General features: G+C 71.7%; 12 protein-coding genes. 1 reads left to right on the top strand and 11 read right to left on the bottom strand.

Translation table 11 applies throughout. From position 1 onward, the window contains the following. The 9 genes from ACPT94_RS20650 to ACPT94_RS20610 form a co-directional block, all read right to left on the bottom strand. Complete coding sequence (locus ACPT94_RS20650) at positions 1–2,376, bottom strand: VWA domain-containing protein (protein ID WP_425246493.1); 2,376 nt, start codon at positions 2,374–2,376, stop codon at positions 1–3. 334 nt (positions 2,377–2,710) lie between these two features. Further along, on the bottom strand, positions 2,711–3,931 hold the full coding sequence (locus ACPT94_RS20645; RefSeq protein ID WP_425246492.1) for a hypothetical protein: 1,221 nt from the start codon (positions 3,929–3,931) through the stop codon (positions 2,711–2,713). Next, positions 3,928–6,915 carry a DEAD/DEAH box helicase gene (locus tag ACPT94_RS20640; protein ID WP_425246491.1) on the bottom strand — a complete coding sequence of 996 codons (2,988 nt, stop codon included), beginning with the start codon at positions 6,913–6,915 and terminating at the stop codon, positions 3,928–3,930. The genes ACPT94_RS20645 and ACPT94_RS20640 overlap by 4 nt, the downstream gene beginning before the upstream one ends. Further along, positions 6,916–8,661: a phosphorylase family protein gene (locus ACPT94_RS20635; protein WP_360337220.1), complete on the bottom strand. Its 1,746-nt coding sequence runs from the start codon at positions 8,659–8,661 to the stop codon at positions 6,916–6,918. A 328-nt stretch (positions 8,662–8,989) separates the two neighbouring features. Further along, complete coding sequence (locus ACPT94_RS20630) at positions 8,990–11,101, bottom strand: MMPL family transporter (protein ID WP_425246490.1); 2,112 nt, start codon at positions 11,099–11,101, stop codon at positions 8,990–8,992. A gap of 16 nt (positions 11,102–11,117) precedes the next feature. Further along, positions 11,118–12,101 carry an RNA polymerase sigma factor SigJ gene (gene sigJ / locus ACPT94_RS20625; RefSeq protein WP_425246489.1) on the bottom strand — a complete coding sequence of 328 codons (984 nt, stop codon included), beginning with the start codon at positions 12,099–12,101 and terminating at the stop codon, positions 11,118–11,120. Positions 12,102–12,309: 208 nt separating this feature from the next. Beyond that, the gene (locus ACPT94_RS20620) at positions 12,310–12,774 is read right to left on the bottom strand and encodes a helix-turn-helix transcriptional regulator (RefSeq protein WP_360337226.1); all 465 of its coding nucleotides are present in this window, start codon (positions 12,772–12,774) and stop codon (positions 12,310–12,312) included. Positions 12,775–12,999: 225 nt separating this feature from the next. Continuing rightward, positions 13,000–13,410, bottom strand: coding sequence for a VOC family protein (locus ACPT94_RS20615; protein ID WP_360337228.1), 411 nt, complete (start codon positions 13,408–13,410; stop codon positions 13,000–13,002). 93 nt (positions 13,411–13,503) lie between these two features. Continuing rightward, on the bottom strand, positions 13,504–14,283 hold the full coding sequence (locus ACPT94_RS20610) for a YqjF family protein (protein ID WP_360337230.1): 780 nt from the start codon (positions 14,281–14,283) through the stop codon (positions 13,504–13,506). 335 nt (positions 14,284–14,618) lie between these two features. Here ACPT94_RS20610 and ACPT94_RS20605 point away from each other — a divergent pair, with 335 nt between their 5' ends. After that, positions 14,619–15,452, top strand: coding sequence for an LLM class flavin-dependent oxidoreductase (locus ACPT94_RS20605; protein WP_425246488.1), 834 nt, complete (start codon positions 14,619–14,621; stop codon positions 15,450–15,452). A gap of 71 nt (positions 15,453–15,523) precedes the next feature. Here ACPT94_RS20605 and ACPT94_RS20600 read toward each other — a convergent pair whose 3' ends face one another. Together ACPT94_RS20600 and ACPT94_RS20595 are read right to left on the bottom strand one after the other, a co-directional pair. Next, positions 15,524–17,809, bottom strand: coding sequence for a peptidoglycan recognition protein family protein (locus ACPT94_RS20600; RefSeq protein ID WP_360337234.1), 2,286 nt, complete (start codon positions 17,807–17,809; stop codon positions 15,524–15,526). Between the two features lie 522 nt (positions 17,810–18,331). Beyond that, positions 18,332–19,243, bottom strand: a complete 912-nt coding sequence (locus ACPT94_RS20595) for a YceI family protein (RefSeq protein WP_360337236.1) — start codon at positions 19,241–19,243, stop codon at positions 18,332–18,334. Between the last annotated feature and the right edge of the window lie 40 nt (positions 19,244–19,283).

Genomic DNA, 19,283 nt, shown 5'->3' with positions numbered 1-19,283 from the left:
TCAGAGGTCGGGGTGATCCGTCGGGTCCGGGACACCCACGGGGTAGGCGCCGTTGTCGTAGGACTCCGTCGACGGGTCGGCCGTGGACCGGCGGGCGGTCCGGCGTTTCTCGGGTGACCTCGTCCGCGTGGCCCGGTTCTCGGAGGGTCGGCGCCCGTTGCTCTCGGCGACGTGCAGGGAGAGGGCGCCGGCCAGGGGCACCGCCTCCCCGAAGCGCAGTGTCCGTTCGCCCTGGCCGCTGATCCGCAGCACCACTCCCCCGTTGAGGCTGCGCCGCACCGCGTACGTCCCGCGGGGGCGCCGTTCGATGCGGGGGTTGTCGCCGGCGGTGTCGACGACGTCGAACTCGTACCAGTTGCCGCGTCCCGTCTTGGCCTTGCGGCTTCCGACCAGGGTGGCGTCGGCGTCCCGCAGTTCGAGGAGGAGCCCCGCCGGGGCGATCCGCAGCCGGTTGATGCGGCGGCGGGAGAGCAGCAGGGCGACGACGGCGGCGAGGGCGAACGCGGAAGGGATGATGACCTTCCACCAGCTGTCCCAGAACCGCTCGAGGTCGCTGGGCACGGTGCTGACGGTGATGGCGAGCGGCGCGTCGGCGAGTACGCGCCTGCCCTCGACCGCGATGACCTTTCCCCCGAGCTCGGTGCCGTCGTCGTCGACGGGTGCGCCGAGTCCGTCCTCCGCGGCGACCTCGACCGTGATGGGGACGGTGCGGGCGACGCCGGGCTCCACGACCACCCGGGCGGGGCCGACGCTGAGGCCGGTGCCTTCGGCGTCGGCGACGGAGAGCTGCACCGTGTGCGGTGTGTCGCCGCGGTTGCTGACCTTCAGCGTGCCCGGCACACGGCCGCCCGGGTGCACTCCGGCGGCGGGGATGTCGAGTACGGCGTCGAACGTGGTGTTCTCGGGGGAGACCAGGGTCGGGTAGGACCTGGTGTCGGGGCTGAGGCCCACCGATGCGACCGTGGTCGAGAAGAGCAGGGAGCCTGTGGCCCGGTCGGGCACGGTGACGGCCCCGGAGAAGACGCCGTCGGCGCTCCGTTCGTCCTGCCCCTTGCCGTCGTCGGCCAGGGAGATGGGGACCTTCTGGGAGAACCCGTCGCCGGTCAGCTGTCCTATGACGGAGATGCCGCGCAGATCGCGTTCGTCGAGCTTGACCTTGTCCCGGGTCAGCACCTCGACCTCCACGCGGGTGCGCTGCCCGGCCCTCGGTGAGGGCTTCTCCAGGCGGATGTCGGAGCGCACCGCGCCCCGCCAGAGGGCGCTGATGCTGGCGACGCGGTCGCGGTGGCCTTCGGGCGCGTCGAGGTGCACCCGCCAGTGGCCGGCGAGGGGCCGGGTGATGCGGAGGGATTCGACCGCCTTGCCGCGGCCGGTGAACTCGAAGGACGATCCCCCGTCGCCACCACCGGACTCGGTGATCTCGTGTCCGTCGGGATCGTAGTAGGTGGCTCGCACCGCCGGGTCGCCCTTGGCCACGACGATGGTGCCTTCGGTGGCCAGGGGGGAGACCCGTACCTGGAGGTCGCCGGGCGGCCGGCCCTGTGTGCCGCGCTCCCGGTAGAGGCACCGGGCGGCGGCGAACGCGGACTGCAGTGCCTGGCCGAGCTGTTCGGCTCCGGGGACCGTCTCGGCCTTGGGGCGGGTCTGCGGGAGGTTGCGGCATCCGGCGCCGTAGCCGGCCGCCGCCATGTCGGCGAGCCGTTCCTCGTCCACGTCGTCGCCGAAGCCCAGTGGCCAGATCTGCACGCGGGCGTCCTTCGCCTCCCGCAACGCCTGCGCGAGGTCCTCGGCCGCCTGGACGTCCCTGGTCTTCTCGTCGAGTTCCCGGTAGCGGTAGCTGTCCCTGACGTCGAGGTGTCCGTCGGTGAGCAGGAACAGCACCCTGGGCCGGCCGGGGTCCGAGGCCTCCTTCAGCCGTGTGACGCCCTGGCGTACGGCGGAGATGAAGTCGGTGCCCGACCCTTCCGCCTCGGTGCGCTCTCGCAGTGCGGCGGCGCACTGGCCGATCTGCTCACGGCCGACGGTGTCCAGTTGCCGCATCGGGCAGACCTCGTCGACGGGCGACTGGTCGGGCTTCGTGGCGTCGGCGAAGCCGAAGACCACCATCCGCGACCGTTCGGAGGGTTCGCCGAGGGCGATCGCCGAGACGGCCTCCTTCTCCCGGTCGAGGTCACCGGCCCCCAGACTCGCCGACTCGTCCACGGCGACTGCGTAGTCGACCGGGTCGTCGGCCCCTTTCGTGCCCCTCACGACGGCGTCGAGAGGACGGGCCGCTGCGAGCGGTCCCGCGTCCGGTGCGGCCGGCGCCCCTGCGGGCAGGGTCACCGCGGTGAGCGCCATCACGGCCAGGCCGTACGCCCCTTGCCGTGCCCGCATCCGTGCCCGCGGATCAATGAATCTGGAAAACGCATTCGCCTGCACGCTCGAGCACCCCCCTTGAATAGCTCACGCTGAACCCCCACGCATCCGAAGGCTCTGGAAGGCCTCCGAAGAAATCCCCGATTCTCGGCCGCTGCCGGAATGAAACCCCCTCCGGCGTCGCCTGCGCCGACAAGCTTAGACTCACCCGGCCCCGCCTTTGGCCGAAATCCTCTCTCTTTCTCCACCAAAGCGCGATCACCATAGGGAAGCGATCAGCCGAATATCGCGGCTGAGTATTCCTGCACGGGCAGTGAATTTGTTTGTTCGTTCCCTGTTCTTTTCTGACCGCCTATTCCCGCCGTGTCGCCTGTGCGTCGCGCAGTCGCCGGGCGAGGCCGTGCTTGCCCACCTGCTCCGCGGCCCGGACCAGGACGTCCAGGGAGACCGGTCCGAGTTCCAGTTGCCGGCTCAGGCAGTCGACCCGGGCCCGGACGCCGTCGGGTGCGTGACGCAGGCGAGCGGCCAGACAGGCGTCGAGGCGCTCGACGAGTGCCCAGGCGCGGGTGTCGCGATCGGCACACCACAGCTGGAAGAACGGGCCGCCCAGCAGCACGTACGAGCCGATGTCGGCCAGTGCGACCGTGTCGGCGCCCCGGAAGACGCCGGGCGGCAGCGTCACGCGCCAGGCACCGTGCCGGTGATCTCTCTCCGGCTCGTACTGGGCGAGCTCCCGTTTGCTGAGCCACTGACCGATCCGCTCCGCGACCCTGGCGGCCGCCTCGGTCTCCGCGCTCCACAGGGCGGTCACGAATTCAGGGGTCCGCTCGCAGGCTGCGGAGAGGTCGGGATCGTGCTCACCGTCGTGCGCCTGCGTGTAGACCAGGTGACGGACCCGGCCGTCGTCCTCCACGGCGCGCACGGCGTAGGCCGGCAGGTGCAGGCTTTCCGGTGCGCCGACGCATTCGGGATCCTCGACTCCCAGCGGAAGATTGAACCGCTCCCGGTCAGGATGCCGCGCGAGTTCCGCCACCGCCTCGGGACGGAACACGCGCGGCATCAGCCGGGGCACGGGCGCCCCGCGGTGCCTGCGCTCCGTCCCGTCCGAGGGAACGAACGTGACGGTGGCGCTGGTGTAGTGGGCCGCTGTCAGCGGACGCGACTGGAAACCGTCGAAATACAGTCGGCGGCGGTCGTCGCGGGTCACCGTGTAGCGCGTGCCGTCACGTGTCGATCGGTGGCCCAGTTCGGTGAGTTCGACGCGGCCTCCGACCTCGGTGACATGACCGATCGCGGTCAGGAAGGCCAGCGCCTGCCGCACCAGAACGGGATCGAGGGCCAGGAAGGAGGCCAGCTCCTCGGCCGAACCGAGCCCGCCCTCGGCGATGCCGCGCTCGACGAAACGGTCGATGAGCTCGTACGGCTGCCCCTCGGTGACCGTGGCCCGCACCTCCGCGCACCACACGGGCAGCAACACGGCCCGGACACTGGTCGGCACCAGACCCAGCACGAATGCGGCGTCCTCCAGCACGCGTTGCTCGGGGTAGGGCATCAGCCGGTCCCGCCTGCTCACGAACGGTCGCCTCCCGCGCCGATCCGTTCCACCAGGGCGCGCACGTCGTCGTACGCACGGATCTCCCCGCGTGCCGCGACGTGTTCCCGCAGCGAGCGCATCAGCTCGCGGAATCCGGAGTCCGTGGCCCGTGTCAGCGTGGCCAGGTCGCCCACGAGCACCAGTTGGCGTCGGGCCCTTGTGAACGCGACGTTCGTACGGCGCAGTTCGGCCAGAAAACCCACGCGTCCTGCCGGGTTGCTGCGCGTGAACCCGTAGAGGATCACGTCCCGCTCACCGCCCTGGAAGGAGTCGACCGTGCCGACGTTGAGCCGGACGTGACGCGGTCTGCCGGTGCGCAGCGTCAGGGCCTCCGTGATCAGCTCGGCCTGGGCGGCGTAGGGGACGATGACCGCCCACTGTTCGCCCCGCTCGTCGTAGTGGGCGGCCAGCAGGGTGAGCAGTTCGGCCTCGGCCGGGTTGACGTAGCCTGCGCGCTCCTGGCCGGCCGCGCTGACGGCCTCCTGCTCCGATCGTCCGCCGAGCGGTAGCCGCGAGGTGTCGACGAACGCCATCGGGGCGCCGAAGAGCCGGGAGTCGTGGGGACCGTCCGGGACGGGCGTGCGGAGCTGTCCCCCGTAGAACGCGGCGGAGACGAAGTCGGCTACGACGGACGGCATGCGCCGCTGGTTGGTCAGGGCCACCGTCCCCGCTTCGGGCAGTCGCGCACACAGCAGTTCCAGCACGCTGGTGGTCACCAGGTCGAGGAGGACCGGATCGCCGGTGTCCGCCGCCCACTCCCGGACCTCGGGGTCGAGATGGGGCGGCAGTTGTCTGTGGTCGCCGACGAGCACGGCGCGCCGGGCGCGCACGAGGGGGACGAGCGCGTCCGGGACGGCGATCTGCCCGGCCTCGTCGACGACGGCCAGGTCGAAGTCGAGGCCGGACAGCTCGGGACGTGAGGCCACGCCGATGCAGGTCGCCGCGACCACGTGCGCATAGCGGATCAGCTCGGTGTGCAGCTGCCCGGTGGCCGACGACACTTCGTCGTGCCACTCGGTGAGCAGGGCCCGTCGGGACGCGAGCAAGGGCAGCCGCTCCGTCAACCAGCCGTGGAGCGCGGCCAGTTCCCGGTCGACGGTGTCCGGTTCGGTCGTCTCCGGATCGCTGACGACCGGCGTCTCCTCGACGCCCGCCACCGCGGCCCGGCACCGTCCGGCGGCCGTGAACGCCGCGGTACGGCAGGCCGCGCCGCGGGCCCGGACGGCTTCCAACGCTGCACGGGCCTCCCGCACGGGCGGGATGTCACGGGTGGCGGCGTCGAGGGCGCGCTCGGCCTCCTGCAGCTGTGCCCGGTTGCGGGCGTAGTCGTGGTCGAGGGCGGTGGCGGCCGCGGCCGCCGCGGCGAGACGGCGCTCACCGCGCCGGGCGGAAGGCCGGAACACGATGCCGATGAATCGCCATCCGGCCCGCCGCAGGGCGGTCCGGCGGGCCCTGGTCAGCCGTTCGATCCTGTGCGCGGCACGGCTCTGCTCCCCCGCCAGACGCGAGCCTTCCGCGAGGAGCTCGGCCACCCGGTGCTGAGCCGCTCCCCCCACCGCGCGCCGGGCCTCGTCGAGGGACCGGCGTCCGGCCGACTCCTCGGCCTGCAGGGTCCGCAACCGGCCGAGGTGGAGGCCGAGTTCGTGGCACCACTTCTCGGCGGCCTCCCCCTCGAAGGGACGCGCCAGCGTGGTCTCCAGCCGGTCGAGGACGCCCCGCCGCAGTCCCGCGGCCTGCTCGTCCAGCAGATACGGCCTGCCCTCCGCGGTCACGGCGTTCTCGTTCCCGACCCGGACGACCACCAGGTCCTCGGGGAGCCGGCTGAGCACGTTGTCGACGGCGCGGTTGGTGTGCGAGGCGACCAGGACGCGGGCACCGGTGCGTGAGGCGGCGATCGTCCGGGCGATCTGGCTGATCGTCCTGGTCTTGCCGGTGCCGGGTGGGCCCAGGACGACCAGGAGGTCGTCGGTCGTCAGGGCTTTGCGGAAGGCCTCGGTCTGCTCGGGGTCGAGTTCCTCGTCGGGTTCCGCGGAGGCAGGCGTCAGGGGGCGCGTGCTGTGGTCCACGAGCACGTCGAGCAGGTGGGGGTTGTTCGATCTGCGGTCGCGCAGCGTCCGTACCGCTTCTCGCTGCCGGTCGTGGACGGCCCGACCGGCCGTGACCAGCAGAGCTCCCTGCTTGGGCACGCTGTCCCAGGAGACGGCCCGGTCGAAGGACACGGTGACCGACGTGCCGTGGGCAGGCGCTCGCACGACCCGGCCGCGCAGTCCCGGCTCCCCGCGGACGTCCACGAACGCGCCCTCGTCGGGCCTGCTGTCGCCGACGAGATGGAACACATGGACCGCTCGGGTGCCGTGGCGCCGCTCGCCGGTGGCCGAGACGTCCCGGTAGGGGAAGTCCTCGGCGGCACTGGCCCTGGCGACGGCGATGCGTTCGCCGGCGTCGATCACCTGCTCGACGCCGGTCAGGAAGTCGTCGTGCCGGGCCGCGAGTGCCGACGCACGGTTGCGGGCCGCCCTCTCGTCGACGAACCGCCGCCATTCGGCCTCCAGCAGGCCCCAGTGCGCCTCGCTGTTCGGGGGTGTCTCGCCGCGGAGATGGCAGGGCTGCCAGCGTACGGGCCGGACGAGGAGACAGCCCTGGGCGACGCCGTGATGACGCTCCAGGCCGAGCGGCTGGATGGAGCCCACCTCGTAGGCGTCCCGTTTCCGCCGGTTCAGGTACAGCCGTGCGACGTAGGTCCGGCCGTGGACGAGCAGGCACGGGTCCTTGGCGGCGTCGTCCCGGGGCTCCTCGATCGTCGCGGGTACCCCGCCCTCCCGGCTGTCGAGGTCCGTCGCCAGAGCGTGCACGTCGTCCGGCAGGTACGGATGGTCGGCCCGCAGCCCGCGCAGCTTGCTGTCCAGCGACGGACTGGGAAACAGGACCAGGGATCCCGGCACGTCGACCGTACGAAGATGCATTCAGGCGTCTCCGAGCAGGTCCTCGCGCGCCCGGCGCAGTGCGCCCGCCGCGTCCCGGGCACCGGGGCGCTCGGCCGCGTCCTGGGCCAGTGCGGTGCCCAGCGCACGCTCCAGACTGTCCGGCACGGCGCCGAGGTACGAGCGCAGCGGCAGCGGTCCTCGCGGGTCCGGGGGGTGGCCGGTGGCCAGGTGGTAGGCCAGGGCGGCCAGCTGGTACACGTCGGTGGGCGGCCCGATGTGGCCCGGCCGGTGCCCGAGCCACTGTTCGGGGGACCGGTAGGGAGCGGGCCCTTCGCCCGGGCGGGGATCGCGCCCTGCCAGCCCGAGGTCGCGCAGCACCAGGCGGCCGTCGTCGAGTTCGATGACACCGGAGGGGGTGAGGCACCGGTGAGCGGCACCCGACCGGTGCAGAACGTCGAGGCTGTCGTACAGCCCGGCCAGCCGGTGGAGCAGACCGACGAGGTGGGTCCCGGCGAGTGGCGGTACACGGCCTGTGCCCCAGGTGGTGTGCAGCGTCGGGCAGGGACCACCGGTGCGTGACATCGGCCAGGGCAGGGCCAGGACCGCCCTGCGATTGCCGATCCGTTCGTGCCGTCCGTGTGCGGGAAGCCCACGGGAGCGCCGGTGGAGCCGGCCGAGGAGGTCGTTCTCGCGGCGAAGCGCGGTGAGCGCTCCGAGGGCGTCCGGGGTGGGATGGCGTACCTCGGTCTGACGCAGCCAGACGAAGGGGGACGCGGACGCCTCGGGCTCCAGGCGACGGGCCAGTGTCGCGCGTTCGACCAGGGAGTGGTCCCCGGCGCCGCGTTCGTCGGTCTGCTCACCGTGCAGCAGATAGCGGCACTCGGGCGTGACGAACTCCTGTCCGCTCCCCCACGGCGCGAGGGGCTGCGGCGCTGCGGGAAGCGACCGGGCCGACGGGGTCTCGCTGCGGTGTCTCACGATCACCTGGGCGGGCAGCGCGGGTGCGGGCGGTTCGGTCGGCGTCTCGTCGTCGTGCAGCTCGCGGATGACGGAGAAGGCCATGGCTGCCGCGTTGCGGGCGGCGACGGCCTGCCAGTCGTCCTCGTCGCTGCGCCGCTTGCTGCCGTCCGCCCTGTCGCTGATACCGCGGACGACCAGTGTGGGCAGTCGGTTGTTGAGGTGGCCCGCGTGTGCCACACCCGCGCCTTCCATCTCGATGGCGGCGGCGTCCTGATAGTGCCGCCCCAGCAGTCGCCGCAACGCGGAGTTCTCGGCGTCGAGCAGTACCTCTCCGGCGGCGATGGGTTTGAAGTGCACGGCCGCCTGCCGGCCCTCGTCGCTCCGGGGCAGGTCCCGCGCCCACGCCCCGGAACGGCTGACGTACCTGGCCAGTTGCTCCAGCTCGTGCGCGGCCGGCCAGGAGACGGGCCGCGCGGCGAATCCCTCGTCGGTCTCCCGGCCCCCGTGGTAGGCGTACACCTTCGTCCCCACGACGACGTCACCCAGTTCGAGGTCCGGCTTGAGGCCGCCGGCGACACCCACCAGGAACAGCGCGTAGGGGTCGAACGCCTCGACGATCCGTTCGGCGAGCGCGGACGCGGCGTGGGTGCCCTCGCCGAGTTCGGCCAGCACGATCCTCCACGGCGTCCCGTTGAGCCAGCCGAGTTCGGTCACTGTGCCGCGCAGGCTCGGGCCCCTGCGCACCGAGACGAGCCCCGCTCGCACGGCCTCGTACTCCACGGACAGGGCGGTGAGAACCGCGATCGTCCGTGGCTCCGCCTCCATGCCGTTCACCCATTCCCCCGCTGCCGCGTTTCACCGCCGTAGTGGCCCACCGGCGCCCGGCGCCGACGTCCGGGCAGGCGACCTTACTCCTTGCGGCGTCTCTTTCAGCGACGTGCCGGGAATTGCTCAACCAAGGAAAAGGAACGGCAATTTCATAAAGGAAACGCACATCGTGACGATCACAAAAGCACTCCGGATCGACGCCGTGAGTCGGTGATCGAGCGCCCGTCGCGCAGCACACCGGCCGCGCGGCCCCACCGGGCCTCCCGCCGACGCCGGAAGGCCCCCGGCGGAAGGCCCGTGCGGAAGGCCCGTGGCGGGAAGGTCGTCACGTGCCCCTGAGAGCGGGTTCGAGGTCGGGTGTGCCGGCCGGCTCCTGCGGCGCGTCGTGCCGCCTGAACAGCCTGCTGGGCCACCACATCCATCGGCCCACGTCCAGGGTCAGCGCGGTGACCAGCACCGAGCGCACGATCAGGGTGTCCAGCAGCACGCCGAACGCCACCGCGAACCCGAGCTCGGCCGCGAACACCAGCGGCAGCGAGGCCATCGCCGCGAAGGTTCCGGCCAGCACCACACCCGCCGAGGTGATCACACCCCCGGTGGCGGACAGACCCGTCAGCGCGCCGCGCCGGGTGCCGTGCGGCAGTGCCTCTTCGCGCACCCGGGTGACCAGGAAGATGTTGTAGTCGATGCCCAGGGCGACCAGGAACACGAACGTCAGCAGCGGGAAGGAGGCTTCCGCCCCGGCGAAGCCGAACACGTGGTTGAACACCAGGCTGCTCACGCCGAGGGCCGCGCCGAACGACAGCACCACCGTCGCCATGAGCAGCAGTGGTGCGACGATCGCCCGCAGCAGCAGCGCGAGGATGAGCAGCACCACGACCAGCACGATGGGGATGATCACCTCGGAGTCCCGGGCGGCCGCTTCCTGCGTGTCGAGGGTGACCGCGGTGTTGCCGCCGACCTGGGCCTGAGCACCTTCGATCGCGTGGACCGCGGTGCGGGCCCGCTCGACGGTGCGCATCGCGGCCGTGCTGCTGGGATCGTCCTCGAGCTCCCCCAGCACCATGGCCTCACCGTCCTTGATCACCGGCGTCGAGACGTCGGCGATTCCCGGGACGCCGGACAGCACGGTCCTCACCCGCTCCGCCGAGGCGGCCTCGGCCACGACGTGGACGGGGTCGCCCGACCCGGCCGGGAAGTGCCTGGACTGGATCTCCTCGCCGACGGCCATCTGCGGCCTGTCGGTGAACTGGTCCTTGTTGGCGAGTCCGTCGGCCCTGAGCCCGAACATCCCGGTCGCCATGACGCCGAGGACGAGCGCGGTGCCGATCCACACGATCCGCGGCCGGCCCGCGACGGCGGCGCCGACCCGGGTCCAGATGCCCTCCTCAACCGCTTCGGCCGATCCGTACGACGGCTTCACCGGCCAGAAGATCCAGCGGCCGCAGACGACCAGCAGCGCCGGCATCAGGGTGACCATGGCGAGCAGACCGACGAGGACGCCGACGGCACAGGCCGGCCCGAGTCCCTGCGTGGAGTTGAGGGTGGCGAGCATCAGCAGCAGGAGGCTGACCGCGACGGTCGCGGCGCTGGCGATGATCGCGGGGCCGGCGCGGTGCAGGGCCTCCGCCATCGCCTCGTGCCGGTCCTCGTGCCGCTGCAACTCCTCCCGGTACCGGGAGATGAGCAGCAGCGCGTAGTCGGTGGCGGCGCCGAACACCAGCACGGTCAGGATGAAGCTGGTCTGTTTGTTGACGACGAGTCCGGCGTTCTTGGCCAGCAGGTAGATCACCGCTTCGGAAGTGACCAGGGCGCCGCCGACGGTCAGCAGGGGCAGCAGGGGCAGCAACGGGCTGCGGTAGGTGAGCAGCAGGATGACGACCACCACCAGCGCGGTGATCGTGGTGAGGCCGCCTCCTCCGCTGAAGGCCTTGATCGAGTCGGACGCGTAGCCGGCCGGCCCGGTGACGTGGAACCCGAGACCGTCCGCGTCCTTCTCGCCCACGGCGCTCATCGCGTCGACGACCTTGCCGATGCCTTCCCAGCCCGTCCTGTCCTTGCGCACCTGGACCACGGTCTGGACGGCCTTGCCGTCCTGGGCCTTCACCGGTCCCTGCGGCTGCCCGACGACGTTCTCGATGCCCTTGAAGGCCTCGGCGTCGGCTCGGGCCTTGGCCATGTCGGCGGAGGTGATGCCCGCGGGCCGGTCGTAGATCACGATCGCGGGCAGGGTGTCGGCGGGCTGGAACTTCTCGGCGCGTTCGACGACCTTGGTCGACTCCGCGTTGCCGGGCAGCCAGGCGGAGTTGTCGTTCTCCTCGACGTCGCCGAGCCGGCCGGCCAGCATGAGGGCCGGGACCAGCAGGGCCGTCCAGAGAGCGAGGACGACCCATTTCGCCACCCTGCCACTGGGCAGGGCCGCCATCTTTCGCAGCATGTGGATTCCTCGGTGTTCAGACGACGTGCGAGAGCTTGTCGGGATTGGCGACGGCGTAGATCCCGCACACCTGGTCGCCGTCCGCGGTGAGGTCGAGGACGAGGACGGCGTAGGGGGTGTCCCCGGCCAGCAGCAGCGCTGACGGGTCGCCGTTGACGCTGCGGTAGGCGACGTCGAGGCCCTTGCCGGAGCCGGGGGCGAGCGCGGCGAACAGGCGGGCGACCTTGTCCCGGCCGTGGAGCGGCCGCAGTGCCGCGGTCCGGGCCTTGCCTCCGCCGTCGCTCCAGAGGGTCACCTCCGGCGCCAGGATCCGCAGGAGGGCGTCCAGGTCACCGCCGAGCGCGGCGGCCAGGAACCGTTCGGTGACCTGCTGCCGGACGTGCGGCTCGGGTTCGTAGCGGGGGCGTCGGGCGTGGACGTGCTCGCGGGCGCGATGGGCGAGCTGGCGGATCGCCGCGGGGCTGCGGCCGAGGATGTCCGCGATCTCGGTGTGGGCGTAGCCGAACACCTCGTGCAGGACGAACACCCCGCGTTCCAGCGGGGTGAGGGTTTCCAGGACCACCAGCAGCGCCATCGACACCGACTCGGTGCGCACCGCCGCGTCAGCGGCGTCGTCGGGGGCGGGAGTGTCGGTCAGCGAGCTGACGAGCGGTTCCGGCAGCCATGGCCCGACGTAGGTCTCACGACGGCGGCTGAGGGTGGCCTGCTGGGCGAGGGCCCCGTTCACCGCGATCCGCACCAGGTAGGCGCGCGGGTTGTCGATCCGCTCTGCGCTCGCCGCCTGGTTCCTGGCCGTCCACGACAGCCAGGTCTCCTGCAGCACGTCCTCGGTGTCGGCGACGCTGCCGAGCATGTTGTAGACGATGGAGAACAGCAGCTCACGGTGGTCGTTGAACACCTGTGTCGCGGTGTTCGCCACCGGGTCCACCGGATCCGACGCCGCGTCCCGCGGGCTGCCTTCGGATGAGGTTGCCGGTGAGTCTGGCGGGGGGTGGTGCATCGTAGGGCCTCCCGTCGCGGATGCATTCCGAACTGAGAGGGAGCCGGGCGACCGGAGTGTGACATCCACCCCCGAAATGTGATCTACATCTCACCCATGGGCGTGGCTGTGGGCGTCGGCGACGTCGCCTCCCAGGCGGTGCGGAAGCGGTGGGCGGCCGTGGGGTCGGCCGCGTCGAGGGTGACGGATTCGATGGATGCCATGGCCGTCACGCTGTCTGGGGCTCGGCGACGGGCGCTTCCCGGTTCCTGACCGGCCGGGTCACCTGCTTCGCCACACACGGCGGCATCCCCGCCGTCGCGCGCGCCGCCTCGTGCCGGTAGACGCTGGGCGGCATGCCGACCAGTTCGGTGAAGCGGGTGCTGAAGGTGCCGAGCGAGGAGCAGCCGACCGCCAGGCAGACCTCGGTGACGCTGAGGTCGCCGCGGCGCAGCAGCGCCGTCGCGCGCTCGATGCGTCGTGTCATCAGGTACGCGTACGGCGACTCGCCGTAGGCCAGCCGGAACTGGCGGCTGAGGTGCCCGGCCGACATGTGCACGCCGCGGGCGAGTGCCTCGACGTCCAGCGGCTGCGCGTACTCCCGGTCGATCCGGTCGCGGACACGGCGCAGCCGCGCCAGGTCGCTCAGGCGCTGCGCCGCGGCGCGTGCGCGCCCCCATGAGGGGTGACACATGAGAGAACTCCTTTTCGTCGATGGACGCGAGTACCTGGGTTGCCCGCTCGGCGGGGATGTGGAGACCGCCTCGTGGGCGGCCGGCGTGCGCGCCTCGCTCTCGACGACGGCCGCCCCGGCCTCGGCGGCCGGCGTCGCGCGCACCGCTGCGAGGGTGCGGCCGCCGAGGGGCCGGCGAGGACGGCGGCCCGGAAGCGCCGGCCGCCGGATCGATGAGGGAACGGATCAGCGAAGTTCCTGGATGCGGACCAGGTTGCCCGCGGGATCGCGGAAGGCGCAGTCGCGGATGCCGTACGGCTGCTCGGTCGGCTCCTGGACGACCTCCGCGTCGCCGGCCTGCAGCTTCTCGAAGGTGTCGTCGAGGTCCCGGGTGGCCAGCAGGATCCAGCCGTAGGTGCCCTTGGCCATCATCTCGACGATGGTGCGGCGCTCGTCCTCGGTGACCCCGGGGTCGGCGGCCGGCGGCGCCAGGAGGATGGAGGTGTCGGGCTGGCCGGCGGGGCCGACCGTGATCCAGCGCATCTTGCCCTGTCCGACGTCGCTGCGGACCTCGAAGCCGAGGGCGTCACGGTAGAAGGCCAGCGAGGCGTCCGGGTCGTCGTGCGGGAGGAAGCTCGTGTGAATCGTGATGTCCATGACGATCAGGCTAGGTCGGCTCCCTGACCCGCGCTTCTCGATTCCTGATCGATCCGGCCGCCTGTTCCCACCGCCTTGACGCGCTTGTCGCGGTCAGGGAGTCGGAATGCCGGCCGGGCGGGCGGGACGGCCGAAGCGGGCCGGGACGCCCGGCGAGTACAGGACGCTCACCGGCTCACCCACCAGCTCCGGCAGTCCCGCCGCCACCACCAGATCCTCCGCGCACTCGACCAGTTCGGCTCGGTGCAGGGGCCAGCGCGGGTGGGCGTTGGGCAGGTACATCGGCCGGCCGAAGAAGACGCCGTGCATGCCCCAGCGTGCGGTCAGGAAGTGCTCCAGCCCGGTGGGCTCCTCGATCCGCTCGCCCACCCGCACGGTGATGCGGCTGCGGGCTCCGCGCGGGCCGGGCCAGCGGCGGGAGCTGATGTAGGTGACGGTGTCGCCGTCGGCGCGGATGGCCATGCGGGACCAGAGATAGGGCATCCGGAAGCCGATCCGGCCGACCACGACAGGCACCAGGCGGGAAGCGTCCAGTGACAGGAAGACCACGCCGCGGCGGCCGTGCGCGTCCACCGAGTAGAGGCGGACGTTGGTCTCCGGAAAGTTGCCGAAGTAGGGGACGCCCGGGAGGCGCAGCCAGCCGACGCGGTGCATCCGGAAGGCGACCAGGCCGACGTACGTGACACCGTCCAGGGTGTCCGGCACGGTTCCCGACGGCAGCAGACCAACCACGTCGGCCGGGTCCGCGGCCCAGTGCAGGAAGGTGAGGTCGAGCCAGGACTGGGTGAGCAGCGGGCGCGCTATCGCCTCCGGCGCGTCAGCCGTCACGGGGTGCGGAGGCATCGCGGGCTGTGGCTCCGGTGTCGGCGGCATCGCGTCAGTATCACAGGCGGGAGGACGGCCCGAGGGGGGCGGGGCGGGCGCTGCGGCAAGCGGCTGCCGCCGATGCGGGTCCGGTGGCGGCGCCCGGTTGTGGGGAGTCCAGGAGACCGCGCGAACCGCGAAGGCCCGGATCCGCCCACAGCTTCACGACGAGCGAGGTGCTGCGACGACCCCATCGGTACCCGGCTGCAGGCCCCGCGCACGGTGCGGCCCGTACTGTCCGGGGACCCAATTCACCGGCCCCGCGGTCGGCTCGCCAGACTGGCCGGGGTGGATCACTTCCCGTTCCTCCCCTGTCTCCGCAGCCGACCCGAGAGAAGGTCCCCGTGAACGACAGCCCCCGCTTCGGTGTCTACCTTCCGCCGTTCGGTCCGTTCGGCGATCCCCGTGTCCTCGTCGAGTTGGCGGTACGAGCGGAGGCCGCCGGGTGGGACGGTGTGTTCCTGTGGGATCACGTGGTCACCGACGCCATGCCGATCGCCGATTCCTGGACCGCCCTGGCCGCGATCGCGCAGGCCACCGAGAGGCTGCGGCTCGGCCCGACGGTCACCCCGCTGGCCCGGCGCCGGCCCTGGACGGTCGCCCGGCAGGCGTCCACGGTCAGCAGGCTCTCGGACGGACGCCTGATCGTCGGCACCGGAGTGGGCGTCGACGAGTCCGGTGACTTCAGCAGCTTCGGGGAAGCCGCGGACCTGGCCACCCGCTCGGCGATGCTCACCGAGGGACTCGGGTTGATGCGGTCCATGTGGGCCGGCAAGGCCATCCGGCACGACGGTCCGCACTATCGGGTGAGCCTCGCGGCGACCGAACCGGAACCGCACCCCATCCCGGTCTGGATGGCCAGCTCCACCCATCACCCGCGGGTGATCCGACGTGCCGCGGGCTGCGACGGGATCTTCCCCAACCCGGACGACCACGAACCGACGCCGGAGGAGATCGCCGACATCCGCCGGGAACTGCACCGCGCCGGTCTGCCGGCCGACCGGCCGTTCGACATCGCCGTGCGCGGCAACGCGAGTCCCGCGTGGCAGGAGGACAAGGACGTGGACCTCACGGGACTCGCCGAGGCCGGTATGACGTGGTGGCTGGAATCACTGATCCACTTCGACCCGCTGGACTTGTCGATGGCGGTCGTCGACGCCGGTCCGCCTCGGGGTTGAGGCACACCCCCGACACCCCAGGGGCCCGGTCGCGGGCGATCCGGGCCCCTGGGTGGTGTCGCGCGGTCGGGTCACTTCAGGTAGACGAGGCCGTCCGTGGTGATGGTCGGTCGGCCGGTGGTGCCGACCACCACGATCTTGACGGTGTGCTTGGCGCTGGTGGACCAGGACTTGGTCCAGATGGCGTCGCGGTACGCCGTCGTGGCGGAGCGCAGGTCGACGGTGGCGACCTTGGCGCCGTCGACGTAGACGTACGCCTGGCCGGAGGTGGTGGCACGGGAGACCACCCAGGCGGCGGAGCGGCCGGTGAACGTCCAGGTCAGGCTCGCTCCCTTGGAGCCGCTGGAGTAGGACTTGCCGCCGAGGTAGCTGGTGGAGGAGCGGGTGGTCCAGCTGCCGGCCCGGACGGCGGCGGTCTCCTGGAGGATGACCGGGGTGTAGACGGGCGAGGAGGCGCGGTAGTTGCCCGCGTAGTCGTAGGCGCGCATCGACCAGGTGGAGGCGGTCCCCGGCTTGGCGGTGAGGTTGGCGGTGGTGGTCGTGGGGCCGTATGTCGCCGTGGTCGGGGAGAGCAGCTTCACGTACTGGAGGGCCGCGTTGTCGGTGGCCTTCCAGGCGAGGCGGACCGGGGCGGCGGTGGTGTTGACGGTGCCGGTGCGCAGGGTCAGTTGCGGCGCGGTGGTGAAGGTCGGGGCGGTCGTCTCGGCGACGACGGTCGCGGCGGTGCTGGTCGCCGTCCTGCCGGACTGGTGGACGGCGCGTACGGCGACCTGGTGGGTGCCCACGGCGAGGGTGGCCGAGGCGGAGGTGGCGGTGCCGGGGGCGGTCGCGGCCACCTTGCCGTCGACGAGCAGTTCGAACTTCGAGATCAGCGAGGCCGGGGTCGTGGCGGACCAGTGCGCGGTGATGCCGGCCTTGGTGTAGTACGTCGAGCCGGAGAGGCCCGCGCCGGTGATCGAGGTGAGCTTCAGTCCGGCGACGGGGCCGGCGGCCCAGCTGCGGATGGTGGGCAGTTGGGCGTAGAGCGCGCTGCCCGGGCACTGGGTGTTGTAGCCGTCGCGGTGGCCGGAGATCCGGTTGAAGGTGTACTTGCCGCCCACGGTGTAGTTCGTGCCGAAGTAGTTCTTCTGGGTCGCCCCGGAGGTGAGTTGGGTGGTGCCGCTCGGGTCGGCGCCGTACTGGCCGAGCTTCCACGCGGCGAGGCGGGCGATCGAGGTCAGCGCGGCCTGGGAGGCGCCGGCGGACGTGTACTCACCGAGCACGGCGATGCCGGCGGACTCCCGGTTCCAGCCGTAGGTGTGGGCGCCGAGCACCGGCCTGTCGACACCGCCGGCCCGGCCTTCGAAGATGGTGCCGCACTTGTCGACGAGGAAGTTGTAGCCGATGTCGTTCCAGCCGTTGCTCTTGACGTGGTAGATGTAAATGCCACGTACGATCGAGGCGGAGTCGGCGCAGCTGTAGTCGTTGGTCCCGTCCGAGTGGTGGACGAAGACGGCCTTGACGTCCTGGTCGTACGTCGGGGGATCCTCCGGGGTGATGCCCGTGCTGTCGGCGCCCCACCCGGCGCGCGAGACGATCGGCGGTTGCGGCACGGTCGACGGCGGCCCGCTGGGGACGGAGGCGCTCGGCGCGGGCGACGTCGAGGCCGGGCCGCTCGGCGAGGCGGAGGGGGACGCGCCGGCGGACGACTCGCTCGGGGACGCGCTCGGCGACGCCGAGCCGGTGGCCGTGGTCGCCGTGTCGGTGGGCGTGGCGCCGGACGTCGCGGTCCCGGTGGACGTGTCGGTGGGCGTGTCGGTCACCGCCGGGCTGTCCGAGGGGGAAGGGCTGGCGCTGTCGACGGTGTACGCGGCCGGGGCGGGGTCGGCCGTGGCGGCCTTGCCGGGGTCCACGAGGTCGAGCCGCAGGCCCTTGGGCAGCGTGGCCGACGTCTTGTCGCCTGTCGTGACCCGCAGCTGCACACCGTTGGAGGGACCGACCCAGTAGGGCTCGGTGGCGCCGCGCTCGCTCTGGGCCGGGGCGTCGCCGAGGGCGTCGTTGTCCCCGATGGTGAACCACTGCGACCAGCTGCCGGACCTGGCTTCACGGGTGCGCGCCTCGACCTTGCCCGGGGCCGCGGCCGTCGGGTCGGTCCAGCTCACTCCCAACAGGCTGAACGGCTTGGTGGAGCGCTGACCGACCGTCACGTTCCCGTCCGCGCCGGGCTTCAGGGCGATGTCCTGAACGGAGGCCTTGACCGGCCCGGACTGCCGGCCGCCGCCACCTGCCGGGTCGTCGTCCAGTCCCTGGAAGGCCAGCACGCCTGTCACGCAGGCGGCCACCGCGGCGGCGGTCCCCCATATGCGTCGCGATCTCAACGTCTCTCCTCAACGCCCGGTTCCGGGCGGTCCGATGGTGTGCCCGGTGGGCGTGGCAGGTGTGTCCGATCACGTACGAAGCGGGAACGGCGGCGCCGGGCCCCCGAGCGGTGGCGGTGCGCCGTCAGCGGGGGCGGTGCGCCGTCAGCGGGGAGGCGCGGGTGGCTTTCCTGGCCGTGGACGCAGCGATGCTAGGCGTCAAGTGCGGACGCTGGAAAGGCGCGGTCGGCTCGCCCTCGACCGAGTCAGAATCAGCGGGGCGGGACAAATCTCGCAAATGCGCATGGTTGCTCTGATGGCGCGAGAATTTCACATGAGCAAGGTCACATTGCGGGCCGGATTCTGTGCGCGGAAGACGCACGCCCGGGCTTTACTCACTTGCGCGTACATTACACGGCCATGATGCGCCGATGACGGAATGTTTCTTGAACCCATACGAAGAAGAACCGCTCCGGGCCCGACGGGAGTTCTGTCGGACCCGGAGCGGTTCGTCACCGGGAGAACACCGGCGGAGGGCCGCCGCTACTCCGGCGGTGTCGGGGTGTCGTGCGTGCGGTACATCGCCTGGACGTCCAGTTCCAGCTGGACCGTCGGGCCGACCACCGCGATGCCGCGCGCCAGCATCGAGCGCCAGTTGAGGGTGTAGTCCTCGCGGTGCAGCTCCGCCTTGGCCAGGGCGGCGCAGCGCAGTTCCTCGCCGTAGCCGCCGTTGACCATGCCCAGGTAGGTCGTGTCCAGCGACACCGAGCGGCTCACCCCGTGCATGGTGAGGGTGCCCAGCAGTGCCCACTTGCTGCCGCCCCGGTAGGCGAAGCGGGTGCTCCTGAAATCGATGTACGGATAGGTGTCGACATCGAGGAAGTCGGCGGAACGCAGATGCGTGTCCCGGGTGTTGTTGCCCGTGTTGATGCTCGACGCGTCGATACGCACATGGACCCGGGACTCGGTGACCTCCCGCATGACCTGGATGCCGCCCTCGAAACGTTCGAAGCGGCCGTGCACATGGGCCATGCCGACGTGCTTGGCGATGAAACGGATCGCCGTGTGCGGGGGGTCGAAGAGCCAGGTGCCGGGGACCGGGAGTTCGGCCTGCCGGCCCGGCTGCAGCCAGACGCGCTGCGGTGACAGACCGGAGTCGGCGACCACTTCGACGGTCTCACGGTGCGGTTCCAGCCCCTGGGCGACGATCATCAGGCTGTAGCTGCCCGGCGGCAGGACCGCCAGGAACAAGCCGTACGGATCCGTGGTGCCGCGGGCCGCGACCTGGTGGCTGCGGAGTTCGGTGACGGTCACCTCGGCGGCGCCCATGGGCTGGTTGACCGGGTCCAGGACCTCACGGACGACGACACCCGCGCCGGCCGGGACGGGGAACGTGGGGCCCGCGGCGCCTCCGGAGGCACCCTTGAGTCGCCGCCGGAGCAGTCCGAGGGGCATGGTGTTCACCTTTCGGTTCTTCATCGGTTTTCGACGTCTC

The organism is Streptomyces aurantiaciflavus (assembly GCF_049808595.1).
GTDB lineage: Bacteria > Actinomycetota > Actinomycetes > Streptomycetales > Streptomycetaceae > Streptomyces.
This window is presented reverse-complemented; position numbering and strand designations above follow the sequence as displayed.

Bases quoted from the DNA above. Each gene is read 5' to 3' on its own strand.
- ACPT94_RS20650 (WP_425246493.1), bottom strand. From the start codon at position 2,376: ATGCGGGCACGGCAAGGGGCGTACGGCCTGGCCGTGATGGCGCTCACC.
- ACPT94_RS20640 (WP_425246491.1), bottom strand. From the start codon at position 6,915: ATGCATCTTCGTACGGTCGACGTGCCGGGATCCCTGGTCCTGTTTCCC.
- ACPT94_RS20635 (WP_360337220.1), bottom strand. From the start codon at position 8,661: ATGGAGGCGGAGCCACGGACGATCGCGGTTCTCACCGCCCTGTCCGTG.
- ACPT94_RS20630 (WP_425246490.1), bottom strand. From the start codon at position 11,101: ATGCTGCGAAAGATGGCGGCCCTGCCCAGTGGCAGGGTGGCGAAATGG.
- sigJ (WP_425246489.1), bottom strand. From the start codon at position 12,101: ATGCACCACCCCCCGCCAGACTCACCGGCAACCTCATCCGAAGGCAGC.
- ACPT94_RS20620 (WP_360337226.1), bottom strand. From the start codon at position 12,774: ATGTGTCACCCCTCATGGGGGCGCGCACGCGCCGCGGCGCAGCGCCTG.
- ACPT94_RS20615 (WP_360337228.1), bottom strand. From the start codon at position 13,410: ATGGACATCACGATTCACACGAGCTTCCTCCCGCACGACGACCCGGAC.
- ACPT94_RS20610 (WP_360337230.1), bottom strand. From the start codon at position 14,283: ATGCCGCCGACACCGGAGCCACAGCCCGCGATGCCTCCGCACCCCGTG.
- ACPT94_RS20595 (WP_360337236.1), bottom strand. From the start codon at position 19,243: ATGCCCCTCGGACTGCTCCGGCGGCGACTCAAGGGTGCCTCCGGAGGC.